17 protein-coding genes are annotated in these 16,999 nt (G+C 62.3%); 5 read left to right on the top strand and 12 right to left on the bottom strand.

Going from position 1 to position 16,999, the window contains the following annotated elements; genetic code table 11:
* Window positions 1-18: 18 nt before the first annotated feature.
* Window positions 19-702, bottom strand: coding sequence for a DUF4336 domain-containing protein (locus tag BLW62_RS00825; protein ID WP_090503705.1), 684 nt, complete (start codon window positions 700-702; stop codon window positions 19-21).
* A 228-nt stretch (window positions 703-930) separates the two neighbouring features.
* Here BLW62_RS00825 and BLW62_RS00820 point away from each other — a divergent pair, with 228 nt between their 5' ends.
* The 3 genes from BLW62_RS00820 to BLW62_RS00810 all read left to right on the top strand — a co-directional run bounded on the left by BLW62_RS00820 (window position 931) and on the right by BLW62_RS00810 (window position 4,089).
* Window positions 931-2,160 (top strand): MFS transporter, encoded by a 1,230-nt coding sequence (locus BLW62_RS00820; RefSeq protein WP_175459650.1) that lies wholly within the window; start codon window positions 931-933, stop codon window positions 2,158-2,160.
* Window positions 2,161-2,247: 87 nt separating this feature from the next.
* Window positions 2,248-3,426, top strand: coding sequence for a tRNA sulfurtransferase (locus tag BLW62_RS00815; protein ID WP_090503693.1), 1,179 nt, complete (start codon window positions 2,248-2,250; stop codon window positions 3,424-3,426).
* 66 nt (window positions 3,427-3,492) lie between these two features.
* On the top strand, window positions 3,493-4,089 hold the full coding sequence (locus tag BLW62_RS00810; RefSeq protein WP_090503690.1) for a DUF5804 family protein: 597 nt from the start codon (window positions 3,493-3,495) through the stop codon (window positions 4,087-4,089).
* A 69-nt stretch (window positions 4,090-4,158) separates the two neighbouring features.
* Here the strand turns inward: BLW62_RS00810 and BLW62_RS18440 are convergent, their stop codons facing one another.
* Both BLW62_RS18440 and BLW62_RS00800 read right to left on the bottom strand, forming a co-directional pair.
* The gene (locus tag BLW62_RS18440) at window positions 4,159-4,776 is read right to left on the bottom strand and encodes a hypothetical protein (protein ID WP_090503687.1); all 618 of its coding nucleotides are present in this window, start codon (window positions 4,774-4,776) and stop codon (window positions 4,159-4,161) included.
* A gap of 138 nt (window positions 4,777-4,914) precedes the next feature.
* The gene (locus tag BLW62_RS00800; protein WP_090503683.1) at window positions 4,915-5,898 is read right to left on the bottom strand and encodes a PLP-dependent cysteine synthase family protein; all 984 of its coding nucleotides are present in this window, start codon (window positions 5,896-5,898) and stop codon (window positions 4,915-4,917) included.
* 119 nt (window positions 5,899-6,017) lie between these two features.
* Between BLW62_RS00800 and BLW62_RS00795 the strand changes: the two genes are divergently transcribed.
* Window positions 6,018-6,386: a TlpA family protein disulfide reductase gene (locus tag BLW62_RS00795; RefSeq protein ID WP_090503679.1), complete on the top strand. Its 369-nt coding sequence runs from the start codon at window positions 6,018-6,020 to the stop codon at window positions 6,384-6,386.
* A 99-nt stretch (window positions 6,387-6,485) separates the two neighbouring features.
* On the opposite strand, the gene BLW62_RS00790 is transcribed toward BLW62_RS00795, so the two are convergent.
* From BLW62_RS00790 to BLW62_RS00780, 3 genes are all read right to left on the bottom strand, one after another.
* Window positions 6,486-7,301, bottom strand: a complete 816-nt coding sequence (locus tag BLW62_RS00790; protein ID WP_090503675.1) for a hypothetical protein — start codon at window positions 7,299-7,301, stop codon at window positions 6,486-6,488.
* Window positions 7,298-8,113, bottom strand: coding sequence for a WbqC family protein (locus BLW62_RS00785; protein WP_090503671.1), 816 nt, complete (start codon window positions 8,111-8,113; stop codon window positions 7,298-7,300). Before BLW62_RS00785 ends, BLW62_RS00790 begins: the two co-directional genes overlap by 4 nt.
* 368 nt (window positions 8,114-8,481) lie before the next feature.
* Entirely contained in the window at window positions 8,482-10,659 is a 2,178-nt protein-coding gene (locus tag BLW62_RS00780) for a thioredoxin domain-containing protein (protein WP_090503667.1), read from the bottom strand.
* Between the two features lie 62 nt (window positions 10,660-10,721).
* Between BLW62_RS00780 and BLW62_RS18435 the strand changes: the two genes are divergently transcribed.
* A complete protein-coding gene (locus BLW62_RS18435) occupies window positions 10,722-10,895 on the top strand; it encodes a hypothetical protein (RefSeq protein ID WP_175459649.1) in 174 nt (57 codons plus the stop codon).
* 28 nt (window positions 10,896-10,923) lie between these two features.
* Here the strand turns inward: BLW62_RS18435 and BLW62_RS00775 are convergent, their stop codons facing one another.
* The 6 genes from BLW62_RS00775 to BLW62_RS00750 all read right to left on the bottom strand — a co-directional run bounded on the left by BLW62_RS00775 (window position 10,924) and on the right by BLW62_RS00750 (window position 16,944).
* A complete protein-coding gene (locus tag BLW62_RS00775; RefSeq protein ID WP_090503663.1) occupies window positions 10,924-11,523 on the bottom strand; it encodes an HdeD family acid-resistance protein in 600 nt (199 codons plus the stop codon).
* 125 nt (window positions 11,524-11,648) lie between these two features.
* Entirely contained in the window at window positions 11,649-14,375 is a 2,727-nt protein-coding gene (acnA, locus tag BLW62_RS00770) for an aconitate hydratase AcnA (protein WP_090503658.1), read from the bottom strand.
* A 226-nt stretch (window positions 14,376-14,601) separates the two neighbouring features.
* The gene (locus BLW62_RS00765) at window positions 14,602-15,159 is read right to left on the bottom strand and encodes a dihydrofolate reductase (RefSeq protein WP_090503653.1); all 558 of its coding nucleotides are present in this window, start codon (window positions 15,157-15,159) and stop codon (window positions 14,602-14,604) included.
* Window positions 15,156-16,172 carry a thymidylate synthase gene (gene thyA / locus BLW62_RS00760; RefSeq protein ID WP_090503648.1) on the bottom strand — a complete coding sequence of 339 codons (1,017 nt, stop codon included), beginning with the start codon at window positions 16,170-16,172 and terminating at the stop codon, window positions 15,156-15,158. Before thyA ends, BLW62_RS00765 begins: the two co-directional genes overlap by 4 nt.
* Window positions 16,173-16,297: 125 nt before the next feature.
* On the bottom strand, window positions 16,298-16,669 hold the full coding sequence (locus BLW62_RS00755; RefSeq protein WP_245726684.1) for a type II toxin-antitoxin system VapC family toxin: 372 nt from the start codon (window positions 16,667-16,669) through the stop codon (window positions 16,298-16,300).
* Between the two features lie 29 nt (window positions 16,670-16,698).
* Window positions 16,699-16,944 (bottom strand): antitoxin VapB family protein, encoded by a 246-nt coding sequence (locus BLW62_RS00750; protein WP_090503639.1) that lies wholly within the window; start codon window positions 16,942-16,944, stop codon window positions 16,699-16,701.
* Window positions 16,945-16,999: the final 55 nt, after the last annotated feature.

Here is a 16,999-nt window from a genome sequence, read left to right as displayed (position 1 = left end):
TGAGATACCAGCGAAGAGCTACTCGAGCAGCCAGTCGTAGCCCTCGATAACGGCCGATTTGCCCCCAGTCTCGACGATCGTTCCGTGCCCGGGGATGACGCGATCGAAGTCCCACGCGAGGACGTCCTGTATCGATCGGCGAAAGGTCGCCTCGTTCGTGATCGTCGCGCGCAATTCAATCGGCGGACTCACTCGCCTGTACATTCGAAGGGCTCGAGCGACGAGTCGGGTTTTCAGTGGATGATGCTCGTCGATGTGAAAACCGATATCACCGAGAATAGCCGTTCGGCTCGGTCGGTGGAAGTACGCTACTTCGGTGAGCCAGCGATGTCCGGCCACGACGACCTGATCGATATCGGTTGCCCACCGCGGATCGGGTGTGTCACCGAGTACCTGATCGAAACGCAGGTCCGATCGTCGTGCAGGGAGACCGGGTGCAGCCAGTAACTCGGCGTCGGGATAGGCCTCCCTGTACTGTTCCATGTAGAGGTGACCGTGTAGTTTGCTCGCCGGGGCGACGAATCGAACCTCGCCGAGGTCCGCGAGTGCGGCCTCGAGTTTCGGCGTCAATCTGGCTGGCGACTGGACGAACAGGCCGCCACTCGAGAGCTTCATCACCGACATGATCCGTCCGATTTCGACGCCGAAGAATTGCAGCGGTTCTTCGTACGTCCACAGTCGATCGACTCGCTTCGTCAACATATGCGATTCGTCACCGGCGGAGCCGATATAGTTCACGCTAGCGACACGTTAGGTGAGCGAACGACGAGTGCGCGACGGCGGGCCACGGTCTCTCCGTGTCGCACTCGTGACTGTCCAAATTGCACCAAAATGGGGATCTCCGGTTCCAACAGACCCATTACGCGAACGCACGTGATACTCTGGTACCACGTTTCGACCCGACTCAACACCTCTCGAGAGCGATCGTCAGTGTCCCTGCCATCTGCCAGTTCGAATCGGATCGTCCTCGCCGTCGTCGCGAGTACCTTCTTCGTCGGATTCGGCGGCGGCGTCATCTTCCCGATTCTGCCGAACCTCGGCGAGGTGCTGGGCATTTCGGCGTTCATGGTCGGGCTCATCCTGAGCGCGAACCGGTTCACACGACTCGTCGCGAACGCACCGGCCGGCGTACTCGTCGATCGAATCGGCACGCGAAAGCCGTTCGTCGTCGGGCTGGCGATCGAGGGCATCGCGACGTTCATGTACGTCGTCGCGATCGTCTCGCCGATGCCGGAGGTCTGGTTCATGGTCGCCAGAATCCTCTGGGGAATCGGCAGTGCGCTCGTCTTCGCGACGGCGTACACGATCACCGCCGACGTCAGCGAGGCCGACTCGAGGGGGACGAGCATGGGTATCGTCCGCGCGGGAATTACGTTCGGCTTCCCTGCGGGGCTCGTGCTGGGCGGTGTCGTCAGCGATCTCTGGACGAATACGACGGCGTTCGTCCTCGCAGCCGCATTTGCCGGCCTGGCGAGCGTTATCGCCTATCTGATCGTCCCCGAGACGCACGTGGAGTCCGAGCAGGATTCGGTCAAACCGTGGGACGTGGATACGAGCATGCCCACGGTAACGATCGGTCTCGTCAACTTCGGGCTCTACTTCGCGTACATCGGCGTCCTCTTTTCCACGCTGGTGCTCTTGCTCGACGCGCGAGCGATCTCGATCTTCGGTCTCGACGCGCAGGGCTCCTCGGGGATGCTCATGGCGATCACGGTTCTCTCGGGTGCGGTGTTCACGCTCGGCGGTGGCTACCTGAGCGACACGGTCGGTGCGCGCGTTCCCGTCATGATCGCGTTCCTGACGACCTCGTGCGTTGGCTTCGCCGTTCTCGCCTTCGGCTCGAGTTTCGAGGTGATGGTCTTCGCGTGTCTCCTAATCGGCGCGGGTCAGGGCGGGGTCGGCGGCCCGCTGACGGCGCTGCTCGCGGATTTGACGCCGGATGAACGCGTCGGCCGCGCCATGGGGACGAACAACGTCCTCGGAGACGTGGGCGGTGGACTCGGGCCGCTCATTTCACTCCCCCTCGTCGAGTCGATCGGCTTCCAGATTATCTACGGCGTCAGCGCGATCGTCCCGATGCTCGCCGGCGCGGTGCTCGTCGTCGGCATCTACGCCCATACGGGCCGCGTGAGCCCGACGATTAGCGAATCGACTGGATAAGGGCGGTCGTCTGCCTCGACTATCCGTTCGTCCGCTCGAGGCCCGTCCTCGTAACCCCCTTATAGCTCGGCCCAACTATCCACGTCCATGCACCCGCCGGGAGCCGATACCGTCCTCATCCGCCACGGGGACGTCAACACCAAGAGCAACACCGTCAAGCGGTACATGGAGGAAATCCTCGTCGAGAACCTCGAGGCCCTCCTCGCCGAGCGCTCGATCCCCGGCGAGGTCGAACGCCGGTGGAATCGCCCACTGATCCACACGACCGAAGACGCCGTGGAGGAGGCGACGGCGGCCGCGGCCGACACCTTCGGCGTCGTCTCCGCGAGCCCGGTTGCCACCGTCAGCACCGAAAAAGAACGAATCGTCGAGTTGCTCGAGGAGACGGCACGCGAGCACTACACCGGCGGCGCGTTCGCGGTCGACGCCCGCCGCTCGGACAAGACGCTGCCCTACGAGAGCGAGGATCTCGCTCGAGAGGGCGGCACAGCCATCTGGGAGGCCGTTGCGGACGAGTTCGAACCCGAGGTGGATCTCGACGATCCCGACATCACGTTCGGGGTCGAGGTCCGCGAAGACTTCGCGTTCGTCTACCTCGAGAAAGTGCCCGGCCCAGGCGGGCTTCCACTCGGCGCACAAGAACCCGTCATCGCCCTAGTCAGCGGCGGCATCGACTCGCCGGTCGCCGCCTACGAGTTCATGAAACGTGGTAGCCCGGTCATTCCGGCCTACGTCGACCTCGGAGACTACGGCGGTATCGACCACGAGGCTCGCGCGATGGAGACGGTTCGCCTGCTCTCGGACTACGCCCCCAACTTCGACATGCAGGTCTACAAGATCCCCGGCGGCGAGACGGTCGACTTGCTCGTCAACGAGATGGAACAGGGGCGAATGCTCTCGCTCCGGCGATTCTTCTACCGGGCCGCAGAGACACTCGCCGAACGCGTCGACGCGAACGGCATCGTTACCGGCGAGGCGGCCGGGCAGAAATCCAGTCAGACCGTCCGAAACCTGGGCGTCACCAGTCGGGCGAGCAGGCTGCCGATTCACCGCCCGCTCCTCACGCTGGACAAACAAGAAATCGTCGCGAAGGCCCGAGAAATCGGCACCTACTCCGACTCCACGATCGACGCCGGGTGTAACCGCGTCGCCCCCGACCGCGTCGAGACCAACGCCCGCCTCGAGCCACTGCTGGCGGCCGAGCCAGACGACCTGCTCGAGCGTGCACAAGCGGCTGCACGGGACGCCGAACTGATCGAACTCTAACGGCGAGGATCGCGTGCGTCGGCCGGAGCGAAACCCACATTACGCAGACGCACCGATGCACAGTCAGTGACGCGCGTCTGTCTCATCGGGACGGCCGACTGCAATCTCCAGTACGAACTCCTCTCCCGAGAGACCTCTCGAGACGCCCTCGCGACGTACGATCTCGAGCGGCCGTTCGAGAACTCGATCGCGCTGCGAACCGTCAGCATCGGCGCTGCCGTCTCGCTGTTGAACGACTTGAACTGGTACCTCACCCGATTCGTGGACGTGGCACTCGTCCAGGAGCCAAGCGTCTGCGACGACGAGTGGCTCTCGCGCTCGCTCGCCACCGACCTCCGAAACGGCACCCTCGAACCCCGCGAAACCGACGAGTTCTGTAAAGTCTACGGTCTCGAGCGTGTCGGTTCTGAGCCCGAAAGCGAGGCGGAACGCGCCGGTGAGCAGTCTTCTGACGGAGCAGAACGCGAGCACACGGGCGAAGGGGACGACGTCGACGGTGCGGACGCAGACTCGAGCGAGTCACCCGGAACCGTCCCCACCCAGTGGCAACTCGTCGAACCGTTGTACGTGCGCAGAACCGACGGAGAGTTGCCGGAGTACGATCTCCGAGACGTCGAAGAAACGATGGTCGTTCGCCTGACTGAGAGCGAGCACGCGCCGTAGGGACGCGGAGGAGGGTAGATTATTCGAGAACGGTGCGTACTGAGAAGCGCCTGGCAGGGGACCGAACGCTCAGTAATCGGGATCGAGGTCGTGTTCCTCGCCGTCGGCGTCAGTGATCGTCACCGACGCGCTGGTGATCGGTTCGCCGTCGAGCGAGGCCCGAACGAGGTGGCCAGCCGAAACGATCTGCTGTGCACACGCAACGTCGTCTTCGTCCTCGGATTCGACGGTCGCCTCGAGGACGAGTTCCGATTCGTCCTCGTCGATCGATTTCTTCTCGAGGGTCATGGTGTAACAGAGATTCGGCCCCTCTGCTTCGATAGCGGTCAGCACCGACGTATCGAAGTCGATCCCGTCGACGAGGTCGGCGACATCGCCGTCCTCGAGTTGGCGGTCCTCGAGCCAGTCGTCGAGTTCGTCGGTGGTGTCGAGGACCGTCGCGGTGGGTTCTGACGGCGGGTCGGAGTGGGCGAACGAGACGGACTCGAGCGGTTCCCCGTTCTCAGACGAGTCGTCGGAATCGTCGGAATCGTCGGAATCGTCTGATTCGTCTGATTCGTCTGAACCGTCGGAGTCGTCAGTGCCACCGTCGTCAGTGTCGTCATCGTTCCCGTTTTCGCCACCGCCTTCACTCCCACTTCCGGGATCGTCATCCGTTCCGGTATCGTCGTCCGATCCGGAGTTCATCTCGTCGAGACAGCCGGCTGAGAGGGTGAGTAGGCTTGTGGTACCATACAGGACGGTTCGTCGTGAACGACGTGTCATCACCCGAACGTACTCACCGACGTATCAAAGGAATATGGCAAGCTAAAATGATTTTTGTCGTTACGAGTCGAGGTCGAACAGTCCCGTCGAGAGGTAGCGTTCGCCGCTATCCCAGAAGACCGTGACGACGAGCGGACAGTCGGCTACCTCGCCGCCGTCGGGTTCGGGTGTGGCCACCGACTCGTCGAACTCGCTTGGGGGCTCCGGGCACTCGAGGTCTGGATCGGCGATTTCGCGAGCGATTCGCTGTGCGACGAGACTCGTCGCGCCGCTGGATTGGCCCACAAGTAGCCCTTCCTCGCGAGCGAGGCGACGGCACTCGTCTTCCGCGTCCTCGAGTCGGACCGTTTCGACGCGGTCGAGGAGGTCGCGGTCGAGATTGTCGCTCACGAAGCCGGGACCCATCCCCTGGAAGTCGTCGTCGCCGGACTCGCCGGTCGAGAGGACGGCGTTGCGCTCCGGTTCGACGGCGATTATCTCCATTTCGGGAAACTCCTCGCGAAGCCTTCGGCCGGTGCCCGAAAGCGTGCCGCCGGTGCCGACACCGGCGACGAACGCGTCGATCTGTCGCTCGCCGACCTGTTCGACGATCTCCTCGCCGGTCGTTCGGTAGTGTGCCTCCGGGTTCGCCGGATTCTCGAATTGGCCTAACTGGATCGCGCCGTCTTCGACGAGTTCGTCGGCACGCTCGCGGGCGGCTTCCATATCGCCGTCGACGAGTTCTAGCTCGGCACCGTAGGCGGCCATGATCTGCTGGCGCTCCTTGGATTTGTCTGCGGGCATGACGATCGTCAAATCGTAGTCTCGAGCGGCACAGACCAATGCGAGTCCGATCCCGGTGTTCCCGCTGGTCGGTTCGACGAGCCAATCGCCGGGTTCGATGGCCCCCTCGCGTTCGGCCGTGCGGATCATCTGGAGCGCCGGCCGATCTTTGGCCGAGCCGCCGGGGTTGAAAGATTCGACTTTCGTTGCGACGGTCGCTCCCTCCGGCGAGTCGACCTGGACGAGCGGCGAGCCGATCGTGTCCAGGATGCTCCCTTTCATTGACCCTTCGTAGTCGGTCGAGCCATAAACCGCTGCTGGACACAGGCAGGATGTGCCGGCTATCGTATAGCGCCAACTGAAACATCGTCGTTAAGCCATCGGAGCAGTAACCCGTGGGTATGAGTCTCGAGACATTGCGACCAAATCCGACGTGGGACGAGGCGTCGTACCAGGAGGCCGTCGACACGCTCGCCGCACACGACGACCTCGTCTACAAGGTCTGGGGTGGCGACTGGTGTAAGGACTGCCGGAAACTCTTGCCGAACCTCGGTGCTGCACTCGAGGCGGCGGACGTCCCCGAAGCGCAGATCGAGGAGTACGCTCTCGGCGAGGACAAGCAGGGTGAGGGCGTCGAGGAGTACGATATCGAGTACATTCCGACGGTCGTCGTCGAAACCACGGACGGCGAGGAAGTGATTCGATTCGTCGAATCCGAGGACCTTCCGCCGGCCGTCTGGCTCGCGACCCAACTCGAAGAACAGCGCTAAAGAACCGGGTCGATCGCTACTCCTGCGTGATTCAACGTGGTGGGCCACGCTCCGTTAGTGTGATGGCCGCGTGAGCGACGAGCGGAGCGTCGAGTGGTACTAGCTCAACTGTGGGTGCTCGAGTCGTGTAGCCAGCGACGGATAGATCGCGACGAGTTCGTCGTACACACCCTCGTTCGTCACGTCGAATTTCTCGGCGACGGCGTCCAGACGATCGATCGGCTGAACGTGTTCGTGACCCCACCACACCGGGTGAGTCAACAGCTGAAACGAATCGGCGTCGGAGACGGCTCGTACCGAATCGATCGGCGGCCCCTCTCGCCATCGACCACCCGAGTCCGAGATATACGCCGAGAGGAGTTCCGAACTGTAGGCGTTGATCATGCCGCTAATCGCAGGTGGCCCACCGAGAAGTTGCTCCGCTGGCCGATGGAACGAGAGCGATTCGACGGGGCCGACACCGAGTGCTTCGAGACGCGACCGCGATTCCTCGATCGTCGCCCGTTCAGCCGGTCCGAGTCCCCCCTCACTACTGGCAGGTCGTTCAGCCCGGTCACGTGTCGTGCGGATTCCGAGATCGCAGTGCAAGCCGATCTCGTGACCAAGCGCTTGAATCTCGAGGAGGATGTCTCGCTGCGCCTCGAGATCGTACAGCGGTGATCTGGGGAAGACCATGTACGTCGTCGAGACGCCCAGTTCGTGCTCGAAGTAGGCCAACTCGAGTGCTTCCTCGAGGCAGACGTCGACATCGTGACGGACGAACGCGGCCCGTGATGAGTTCGACCGGTACTCGGGGTACGCAGAGAGCGTGCGGAGATCGAATCGGGTCTCGAGCGTGTCGATTAGCTGTCGGTAGTAGTCGTAGCTGAAATCGTCGCTCCACTCGCCGTTTTGGATGTGGTCCGTTCGACTCATGGGTCCTCCAGTTGTGCAAGGAGTTCGGTCGTCTCTGCTGACCCGACGTTCAGGAGCGGATCGGCGATAGACAACTGCGGGACGAACTCGTCGAAGCGCTGCTCGTAGCGGGGATGGGTCACCGACTGGTACTCGAGTGCAATATCGGCGTCCTCGAACCGATCGTGCTCGAGGTACGAGCGCGCGCCGGTGCCCGAAAAGTACCGATCTGCGTCCACTTCCTCGCAGAGACGGACGATCCGGTCCGTTTTCGACGCGTCGACGTCGAGTTCCGACGAGCGGACGAACGTACACTCGAGGTCGAGGTGATCGGCAATCGTCCGAACGAGGTGGATATTCAGCTCACACAGCGAGTCCCACGACTGAGCATAGACGTCATCGAAGATCGGCCACCACTCTTCGAACGCCGACGCTTTGCCGTAATTCTGCCTGAGACTCTTTCGGTGCGTGTCCCGCCAGTCGTCGTTCGCGATGTCGACGCTCGAGATTTCGCCACTCGATCCGGCGACGGGGACGGTGAGCCACGACCAGCCGTCCGGCGTCTTGATCTTGTTCCGGTTGATCCAGGAACTGGACGTGTACTCAACGTCGTCGAGGAAGACGAACACGTCGCTCGTCTGGATCTTGTGGAAGTATCCGAGCCACGGCAAGTAGTTTGGCTGGTGAATCGCGACCGTGCGTTCACGTTGACGACCGCTACCTGTCGAGTACGTCGTGGATTCGGATTCTGCCGGCGCTGACGACGACTCCTGAGTGGAGTGATGCGCTGGCCGTTCGTCCCGATCGAGCGACTGTCGATTCATATCAGTCATGGGTTGGTTCCTCACACTGTTCCACTTGCCCAGGGTGGGAGTCGGTGCGTTCCACAGCGACCACGCCGTTCAACGCCGTTGCCACGAAGCGGGGATTCATCGAAATTCAGCTGAATAACAATCATCAGGTAGTATTGTTAATCGGCGCTAACCAGACGGTAGCACGTGAATAATTTGCAGATATTCAGCGATGTGAGTACGTCCGCCCGTTCGCTTCTGAAGAGCTATACGAGACGGACACAACACGAGGAGGACCGGGTAGATACTCCGCCAGCGCAAAACAGTCGAAGCCCTGCGGTGCCCACACAAGGGGAAACCCGACGTGGGATGATCCGCCTCGAGTGTAAGCACACCCGAGTGAAGGGCCGTTAGAAGGGGCTTTCCGGTTCGTCGGAACCGTTCTCAGTCGACTCAGCGTGCAGTTCGCTCTCGCCGAGCCACTCGAGTGCGTCCTCGACGTCGTGCGTCGGCGGTGAGCACGTCCGATCCCGACAGACGTACAGCGTGGGTTCGTCGTCACGGGCCGTTCGACCGGCCCAGACCGGTGGTTCCTCCGAGAGGTCGAGGCGTTCGAGCCACGCCTCGAGTCCGTCTTCGGTCGGCGGTCGAAGCGCGAACAGCCGGTCCGGGTGGTACGATTCCGCGAATCGGTCGCGCCACTCGTCGGGGAGTTCGTCGGCTGCGACCGTAACCTCGAGTGCACCCGCCTCGAGTCGATCCGCCGCAAGACAGAGCGAGGCGTGTTGAAGTGCGTTCGCTTCGATTCGGTTCGCGTGCGTCTCGAGGACCGTCGATGCGATCGTTTCGAAGTCCTCGCGGGCGAAGCCATCGAGGGCGAGCAGCGTCTCGACGGCCACCCCGGTCGCCGAGGGCGTCGACTGATCGTCCAGTTCCTGTGGGCGCGTGACGAGCGACTCGCCGCTCTCGGGTGTGAAGTACAGGGTCCCGCGGGCTTCGTCCCAGAACTCGGTCTCGATGGTTCGGGCGAGTTCGAGGGCGAACGCGAGGTGCTCGACGTTTCCAGTCGCTTCGTAACACCGCAGTGCCCCCCGCGCGAGGAAGGCGTAATCCTCGAGGTAGCCGTCGACGGCGACGTCTCCGTCCTTGTATCGCCGCGCCAGACGGCTCTCGTCCTCGTCCCAGAGACGTTCCCGGACGAACTCGAGGGCGTCGACGGCTAATTCGGCGTACTCGTCGTTGCCGAGCACGAGGGTTGCCTCCGCACAGGTATCGATCAGCATGCCGTTCCAACTCGCGAGGATCTTCTCGTCCCGATTGGGCCGTGGTCGGGACTCTCGGGCGTCGAACAGCCGTTCGCGAGCGGTCTCGAGTCGCTGTTCGACCTCGCGTTCCTCGAGGGCGTACTCCTCGGCGAGGTTGGCGATCGAGCGAACTCGATTGGGCTGGTTCGTTCCCTCGAAATTCCCCGACTCGGTGATGTCGTATCGGTCACAGAAGAGATCTGCCGTTTTCTCGTCGGAGACGGCGTCGTGAACTTCTGCCGGCGTCCAGACGTAGAACGTACCTTCCTCGCGCTCGCCCGTCTCGGGATCCTCGCTCTGAGCGTCGAGCGTACTGAAAAAGCCGCCCTCCTCGTGAGTCAGCTCTCGGTCGACGAACTCGAGGGTTTCCTCGACGATTTCGGCGTATCGCTCCTCGCCGGTCAGTTGATACCCCGCGAGGAACGCGCGCGGAATCGACGCGTTGTCATAGAGCATCTTCTCGAAGTGTGGGACCGTCCAGTCCTCGTCGACGCAGTAGCGGTGGAACCCGCCGCCGACGTGGTCGTAGAGCCCGCCTGCGGCCATCGCGTCGAGTGATTCCTCGAGCACCTCGAGATACTGTTCTCGCCCGGTTCGATCGAACGCGCGGGCGAGGACGTGGAGGCGAGACGGTTGTGGGAACTTCGGCCCGCCGGAGCCAAAGCCGCCATGGCGGCGGTCGGCACTCCTGAGGGCAGCGTCCGCTGCCGTCGTCAACACCTCACTCGAGGGAGGCTCGGCCGCGGCGACGGAGTCGGGGGTCTCCTCGAGTCGGTCTTTCGCCGCGTCGGTCCACTGTTGTGCGCGATTTTCGACCTCGTCTCGGTCCTGTTCCCACGAGGTCGTAAGCTGCTCGAGTACGTCGAGAAAGCCCGGCTGGCCGCGTTTCGCTTCCTTCGGGAAGTACGTCCCGACGTAGAAGGGCTTTCCCTGTGGCGTGAGCCACGCCGAGAGGGGCCAACCGCCCCGTCCGGTGACGAGTTGGGCGACGGTCATGTAGATACTATCGACGTCCGGGCGCTCCTCGCGGTCGACTTTGATCGGGACGAAGTTCTCGTTGAGCACCTCGGCGACGTCCTCGTCCGCGAAGCTCTCTTCTTCCATGACGTGACACCAGTGACACGCCGAGTAGCCGATCGAGAGGAAGATCGGCACGTCGTGCTCGCGAGCCGTCTCGAGTGCCTGTTCGTCCCACGGCTGCCAGTTGACGGGGTTGTCGGCGTGCTGGCGCAGATAGGGACTCTCCTCCTCGTCCAGACGATTTCGCCGGGTAGGCGCGCTCATGTAACGGGATACAGCCTCCCGGCCTAAAAGCCCCGCGTCGAAACGCGACGACCGAGTAGGGTGTGCTTGAATTCCCGACGGACCACTGGGACGGACGCGATACGACGGTCGTCTCGAGCGTTTTGCGCGTGGGCGGCGACGGGAATCGGACGAACATTACAGACGCCGATGTCGATTCGGAACTCCGTCGAACCCGTCGGCACGACGATGAATCCACCGCTCGAGTGACGTACTGACGGCGTCGAAAAATGAACGATATTGTTCTCAGGTCCGTGGGGAGTCGGCGACGCCTCTCTCGACGTCTCTCGCGGCTCGTCGTCCGCTCATGGAGATGAGGACCATCGAGAACCCCGTCATGAGCAAGCTCACGCCGAGGAGGACTCCGATCGCCCACGTCGCGTCGGCCGGGAAGCCCGCCCAGAGCAGGCCCGCGAGGACGAGTGAAATGATCCCGCTGGCAGCGATGTACGCCATTCCGTCGTGGCCTCGCATTCGAACGCTCGCCGCGAGTTCGGTAAGCCCGTCGACGACCAGAAAGGCGATGACCAAGAGCGTGAGCGTCGCGAGACCGACGATCGGGTTCACGAGCAAGAGGAGTCCCGCGACGACTGCAACGCCAGCGAGAACGACCTGCCAGAGCGTTCCGCTCCAGCCACGATTCGCGTGTGCGGTGATCGCGTGTACGATACCACTCGCGACGAGTAGCGCCCCGAGCAGGTAGGTCATCGACAGGCCCGTCACGAACGGAAACGCGATCGCGAGGACGCCGAGGAGTGCGATGACACCACCAGTGATTCCGACCAGTTGCCAGTCTACGTCGAGTGGGAACGGATCGACGGCTGACTCGTTGGGTGTAGATTCCATGGCTCTCGTCTCGTATGAACGACACGAGCAGCTATATACTTCGCTGACAATTCTTTCGTAAATCAGCCCCATAGACCAGTCTACGGGCGCGAAAATAGGGAAATCGAGAGTTGATTTTCGGTTCGTTATTCCGTCAGCATGCGTCGAAGCACGAGGTGGAGCACGCCCCCGTTCTCGACGTACTCGACTGCAGCAGGCGTCCCGACCTGTGCGGTCACGTCGAACTCGGTCGTCTCGCCATCGTCGGCTTCGGCGACGACGGTGAGTTCGGCGTTCGGCTCGAGGCCGTCGTCTAGTCCGCGAATCTCGAACGTCTCCGAGCCGTCGAGGCCGAGTTCCTCCCAGCCGTCGCCGTCTTCGAACTGCAGGGGCAAGACGCCCATGCCGAGGAGGTTGTCCCGATAAATTCGCTCGTAGCTTTTGCCGATCGTTGCGCGGACGCCGAGCAGGTCGGTTCCCTTCGCCGCCCAGTCGCGACTCGAGCCGGTGCCGAGTTCGTCGCCGGCCATGACGACCAGCGGCGTATCGTCCTCGCGGTAGCGTTCGGAGGCGTCGAAGACGGTGGTTTCCTCGTCCGTCGGGTGGTGGATGGTGTAGCCGCCCTCCTTGCCGTCGAGCAACTGGTTCTCGATGCGGACGTTCGCGAAGGTGCCCCGCATCATGACCTCGTGGTTGCCCCGACGGGAGCCGTAGGTGTTGAACTCGTAGGCTTCGACGCCGCGCTCTGCGAGCCACTGGCCGGCGGGCAGGTCCTCGCTGAACGGCCCGGCCGGGCTGATGTGGTCGGTCGTGACGGTGTCACCGAGCATGAGTAGACCGCGCGCCCCTTCGATGTTCTCCACGCCGGGTTCCTCGAGTGGGAAGTCCTGGAAGAACGGCGGCTCGCGGATGTACGTCGACTCTGAATCCCACTCGTAGACGTCACCTTCCGGCGCGTCGAGGGACTCCCAGCGCTCGTCGCCTTCGAAGACGCTCGCGTACTTCTCCTCGAACAACTCGGCAGAGACGTTCTCGTGGATGGTTTCTCTGACCTCTTCTGGGTCCGGCCAGACGTCCTCGAGGTAGACCTCCTCGCCGTCGTCGTTCGTGCCGATCGGCTCGTTTTCGAGGTCGATGTCCATCTTGCCCGCGAGACCGTAGGCGACGACCAGCGGCGGACTGGCCAGGTAGTTCGCGCGGATATTCGGGTGAATTCGGGCCTCGAAATTGCGGTTGCCCGAGAGGACGCTGGTCGTCCAGAGATCGTGCTCGGTGATGGCAGCCTCGATCGGCTCGGCGAGCGGGCCAGTGTTACCGATACAGGTCGTACAGCCGTAGCCGACGACGTGGTAGCCCAGTTCCTCGAGATCCTCGAGGAGATCAGCCTGCTTCAGATACTCCGTAACGACCTTGCTGCCGGGTGCCAGGCTGGTCTTAACGTACTCCGGGATCTCGAGTCCCTGCTCGGCTGCATTACGCGCGAGCAGGCCCGCGGCGACCATCACGGACGGGTTCGACGTGTTCGTACAGGACGTGATTGCGCTGACGAGAACGGAGCCGTGACCGATCTCGACGTCAGTGCCGTCCTCGAGCGTGACGGGAACCTTCTCGTCGAGTCCGGGCTGTTCTTTCGCGACAAGTCCACCGTCGCTTTCGGCCGCTCCCGAATCGATCACACCCTCTTCGGCGAGCAGCGTCGGGAAGTGCTCGTCGAGATCGCCCATCGGGATGCGGGCGTGGGGCTTCTTGTGGCCCGCGAGGCTGGGCTCTACTGAGCTGAGGTCGAACTCGACCGTCTCGGTGAACTCGGGGTCGTGGTCGCCAAAGAGTCCCTGGGCCTCCAGGTACTCACGGACGAGTTCGATGTGGTCCTCGTCGCGACCAGTGAGCTCGAGGTAGTCGAGCGTCTTCTCGTCGACGGGGAACATGGAGATCGTACAGCCGTGTTCGGGCGACATGTTCGAGATGGTCGCGCGGTCGGCGACGGAAAGCTGGGAGACGCCCTCGCCGTAGAACTCGACGAATTTGTCGACGACGCCAACCTGGCGGAGCTTCTCGGTGATGTGAAGCACGAGGTCCGTCGCGGTTGCGCCCTCGGGGAGTTCGCCCGTGAGCTCGACTCCGACGACCTCGGGCAGCGTCATCGTGATGGGCTGGCCCAGGAGGGCGGCTTCGGCTTCGATCCCGCCGACACCCCAGCCGACGACACCGATGCCGTTGATCATCGGCGTGTGGCTGTCGGTGCCGACGAGGGTGTCGGGGACGAGCCACTGTTCGCCGTCTTCCTCGCGGGCGTGGACGACGCGGCCGAGGTGTTCGAGGTTGACCTGGTGGACGATCCCGGTTCCCGGAGGCACGACGTTGAAGTCCTCGAAGGCCTGTTCGGCCCACTTGATCGCGCGATAGCGCTCCTCGTTTCGCTCGTACTCGAGTTCGACGTTCTGTTCGTAGGCGTCTTCGCTGCCGAAGTAGTCGACCTGGACGGAGTGGTCGATGACGAGGTCACAGGGGACTTCGGGTTCGACGACCGAAGGATCCTTTCCGGCCCGATCCGCGGCCGAACGGAGGGCAGCGAGGTCGACGACCGCCGGAACGCCGGTCAGGTCCTGCAGGACGACGCGGGAGGGCTGGAACGGGACCTCGACGTCCGGTACGTCCGGTTCCCAGGACGCTGCGTTTTCGACGTCCTGTGCAGAAATCATGTCGCCGTCTGCGTTTCGGAGGACCGCTTCGAGCAGCACGCGAATACTCACCGGCAGTGTCTCGAGGTCACAGAGTCCCTGTTCCTCGAGTACGGTGAGGTCGGCCATCTTGTACGTCTCGCCGTCGTGTTCGAACTCCCGGATTGCATCCGAGAACTCATCGATTGCCATACAGTGACTTCGAGGCGGGGGGTTTTGAATCTCCCGAGAACTCCCTGTAGGGCGCAGTTTCGCCCAATATTTGTCACATATTGGTATGTGATTATATGGATGGTTCGCCAATATCACGTGAACGCCGACAGACAACGAACGGTGATAGACACCCTGTCGATAATACAGCGAGCTATTGTCGGAAATATAGACTGTATGCCGAACGTGTGTCTCTACTTCGACGACGTTACTCGCGACGCACGTACTCGAGAAACGAAAATTCGTCGTGGGCGTCACGCGAGCGTTCCTCCCACCCACCGTCTCGGTCCCACTCTGGGAACACGGTATCGCCGGCGGGGTCGTCGTGCACTTCGGTGACGACGAGTCGATCGAGGGCGGGCAAGCACTGTTCGTAGACGGTTGCCCCACCCGCGACGAAAATGCGGTCGGTGCCGTCGTGGTGTTCGTCGGCCGCTCGCTCGGCTTTCTCGAGCGCCTCTCGAAGATCATTTGCGACGACGGCAGCCCCGTCATCAGGCGTCTCGAGGTCCCGACTCGTCAACACGACCGTCGTTCGGCCGGGAAGGGGCTCACCGAGTGCCTCGAGAATCCCCTCGTAGGTGACTCGACCCATGATCACCGGGTGATCCATCGTTTCCTCCTTGAAGTGGTCGAGATCCTCGGGGATGTGCCAGGGCATGTCGCCGTCTTTGCCGATAATGCCGTTTTCGGCGACGGCGACGATCCCGACGAGTTCGCGGTCGGTCTCGAGGTCCGTCTCGGCCGTCGACTCTGTCGCCGTCATTCTGCCACTGCGAACTCGATGCCGTCGTGGGAGTCGTACCCCTCGAGCGTGACGTCATCGTAGCTCAGTTCGTCGATCGAAACGTCACTCACCTCGAGCGTCGGTCGCTCGAGTGGCTCGCGGGCGAGTTGCTCGAGCATGCCGGGCACGTGATCGAGGCGTTCGTCACCCTCGGCCTCGGCGGGGGCCTCGGACTCGAGCCACGTCGCGACCTCGTGGTACTCCTCGCGGTCGTCGACCGCGGCGAGTTTGGACTGGAGGTCCGCGAGGTTGTCTCCGTACCACTCCCCTCGAGCGCCTCGCCCACAGTAGACGTGCGCGTCGACGACCGTGTGGGCGAACGAGCCGGGTTCGAAGCCGGTCTGCTGTGCGATAACCTTCGTGAGCAGGGCGTACGCCGCGATATTGAACGGCACGCCGAGTGCGATGTCCCCCGAGCGCTGAGTCAGGTGACAGTTCAACCGATCGCCTTGCACGTTGAAGACGAACGAGTAGTGACACGGCGGCAGCGTCGAGACGGCTGCGTTCGCCGGATGCCACGCGTTGACGACGAGTCGCCGGGAGTTCGGCGAGTCGGAGAGCGTGTCGATCACGTACTGCAACTGGTCGAACGTCTGGCTGCCGTCAGCCTCTTCGGTGACCCACCGGTGGCTCTCGTCGGGCCAGGACTCACCCTCGAGTCGGTTCGATTTCTCCGGGACGGGGAACCGTCGCCAGAAGCGCCCGTACGCGGTGTCGAGTTTGCCCTCCTCGTCGGCCCACGCGTCCCAGATTTTCGTCTCCTCGCGCAGCGTTCGAACGTGTTCCTCGCCGGAGAGATACCAGCAGACTTCGTGGAGCATCGAATTCCAGCGATAGCCGTCCATCCGTTTGGTCGTCAGGAGCGGGTACCCCTCCTGGAGATCGACCTCGTAGTGCTCGCTGAACGAAGAAATCGTGTCGACGCCGGTGCGATTGGGTTTGTACGCCCCCTCGCTCAGAGCCGCGTCGACGAGATCGAGGTACTGTTGCATTACACTCCCATTTTGGCCCCTCGTTCTTTAGCGTTGACTTCCAAGGGCCGACATGGCAAATCCCCGCCAAGTATGATTTTACTGCAGAAAGTCGCAGGCTCGAAATCAGCCGTTTGATTTCGCCGTTAGCTTTCGTCTGGGTACGATTCGATAGTGAGACCGTCTATTCGTTTGAAATGCGTATCATTTCTCGTGAGCACTGACTCTTCGTGTACGAGCGCCGTGGCACCGATTATTGTGTCACCGATGCCGATAGCACGACCATCTGCTGTTAGCTGTCCGTCGATCCGTCCAGCCTTTTTCATCACGGCGCTATCAGCTGGGTACACCGGTTTCGTTTCGAGAACGTGTTCGATTTTTCGTCGTCGGTTATCTGGGTTATCGACTCGTTCGATACTATGGAATAGTTCGAACTGTGAAACCGCTGAGATACGAAGCGGGACGTGTTCGCTCTCGAGATGGCGAAGCTTCTGTATCGCTCGTTCTCGATTCTGCATGATATCGATAAGAACGTCTGTATCGACGATCACGGGTCCATTCGTTCGGTAAGTCGGTCGAGATTCTCACGCGACCTGTCTTCTTGCTCTTGAATCGCATCACGCATCTCGTTGGCTTCGTCTTCTGAAATGATTCCCGCGAGATCGAGCAACGACCGTTCGCCCGCGATACGATCGACCGTATCAGAGAACGATTCCCCAGCCTGCTTGCGGCTTTTGAGTTGCTCGTACGCTTCCTCAGTGAGCCTGATGTTTCGATACTCGGTCTCGCTCATGCACACATATGTGTGCAGATCCTGCTTAACTGTTTCGCTGATCACATATCTCCAC

The organism is Natronorubrum sediminis (assembly GCF_900108095.1).
Lineage (GTDB): Archaea > Halobacteriota > Halobacteria > Halobacteriales > Natrialbaceae > Natronorubrum > Natronorubrum sediminis.
This window is presented reverse-complemented; position numbering and strand designations above follow the sequence as displayed.

Excerpts from the sequence above, each read along its gene's own strand:
- BLW62_RS00825 (WP_090503705.1), bottom strand. The coding sequence starts at position 702 with ATGTTGACGAAGCGAGTCGATCGACTGTGGACGTACGAAGAACCGCTG.
- BLW62_RS00815 (WP_090503693.1), top strand. The coding sequence starts at position 2,248 with ATGCACCCGCCGGGAGCCGATACCGTCCTCATCCGCCACGGGGACGTC.
- BLW62_RS18440 (WP_090503687.1), bottom strand. The coding sequence starts at position 4,776 with ATGAACTCCGGATCGGACGACGATACCGGAACGGATGACGATCCCGGA.
- BLW62_RS00800 (WP_090503683.1), bottom strand. The coding sequence starts at position 5,898 with ATGAAAGGGAGCATCCTGGACACGATCGGCTCGCCGCTCGTCCAGGTC.
- BLW62_RS00795 (WP_090503679.1), top strand. The coding sequence starts at position 6,018 with ATGAGTCTCGAGACATTGCGACCAAATCCGACGTGGGACGAGGCGTCG.
- BLW62_RS00790 (WP_090503675.1), bottom strand. The coding sequence starts at position 7,301 with ATGAGTCGAACGGACCACATCCAAAACGGCGAGTGGAGCGACGATTTC.
- BLW62_RS00785 (WP_090503671.1), bottom strand. The coding sequence starts at position 8,113 with ATGACTGATATGAATCGACAGTCGCTCGATCGGGACGAACGGCCAGCG.
- BLW62_RS00780 (WP_090503667.1), bottom strand. The coding sequence starts at position 10,659 with ATGAGCGCGCCTACCCGGCGAAATCGTCTGGACGAGGAGGAGAGTCCC.
- BLW62_RS00775 (WP_090503663.1), bottom strand. The coding sequence starts at position 11,523 with ATGGAATCTACACCCAACGAGTCAGCCGTCGATCCGTTCCCACTCGAC.
- acnA (WP_090503658.1), bottom strand. The coding sequence starts at position 14,375 with ATGGCAATCGATGAGTTCTCGGATGCAATCCGGGAGTTCGAACACGAC.
- BLW62_RS00765 (WP_090503653.1), bottom strand. The coding sequence starts at position 15,159 with ATGACGGCGACAGAGTCGACGGCCGAGACGGACCTCGAGACCGACCGC.
- thyA (WP_090503648.1), bottom strand. The coding sequence starts at position 16,172 with ATGCAACAGTACCTCGATCTCGTCGACGCGGCTCTGAGCGAGGGGGCG.
- BLW62_RS00755 (WP_245726684.1), bottom strand. The coding sequence starts at position 16,669 with ATGCAGAATCGAGAACGAGCGATACAGAAGCTTCGCCATCTCGAGAGC.
- BLW62_RS00750 (WP_090503639.1), bottom strand. The coding sequence starts at position 16,944 with ATGAGCGAGACCGAGTATCGAAACATCAGGCTCACTGAGGAAGCGTAC.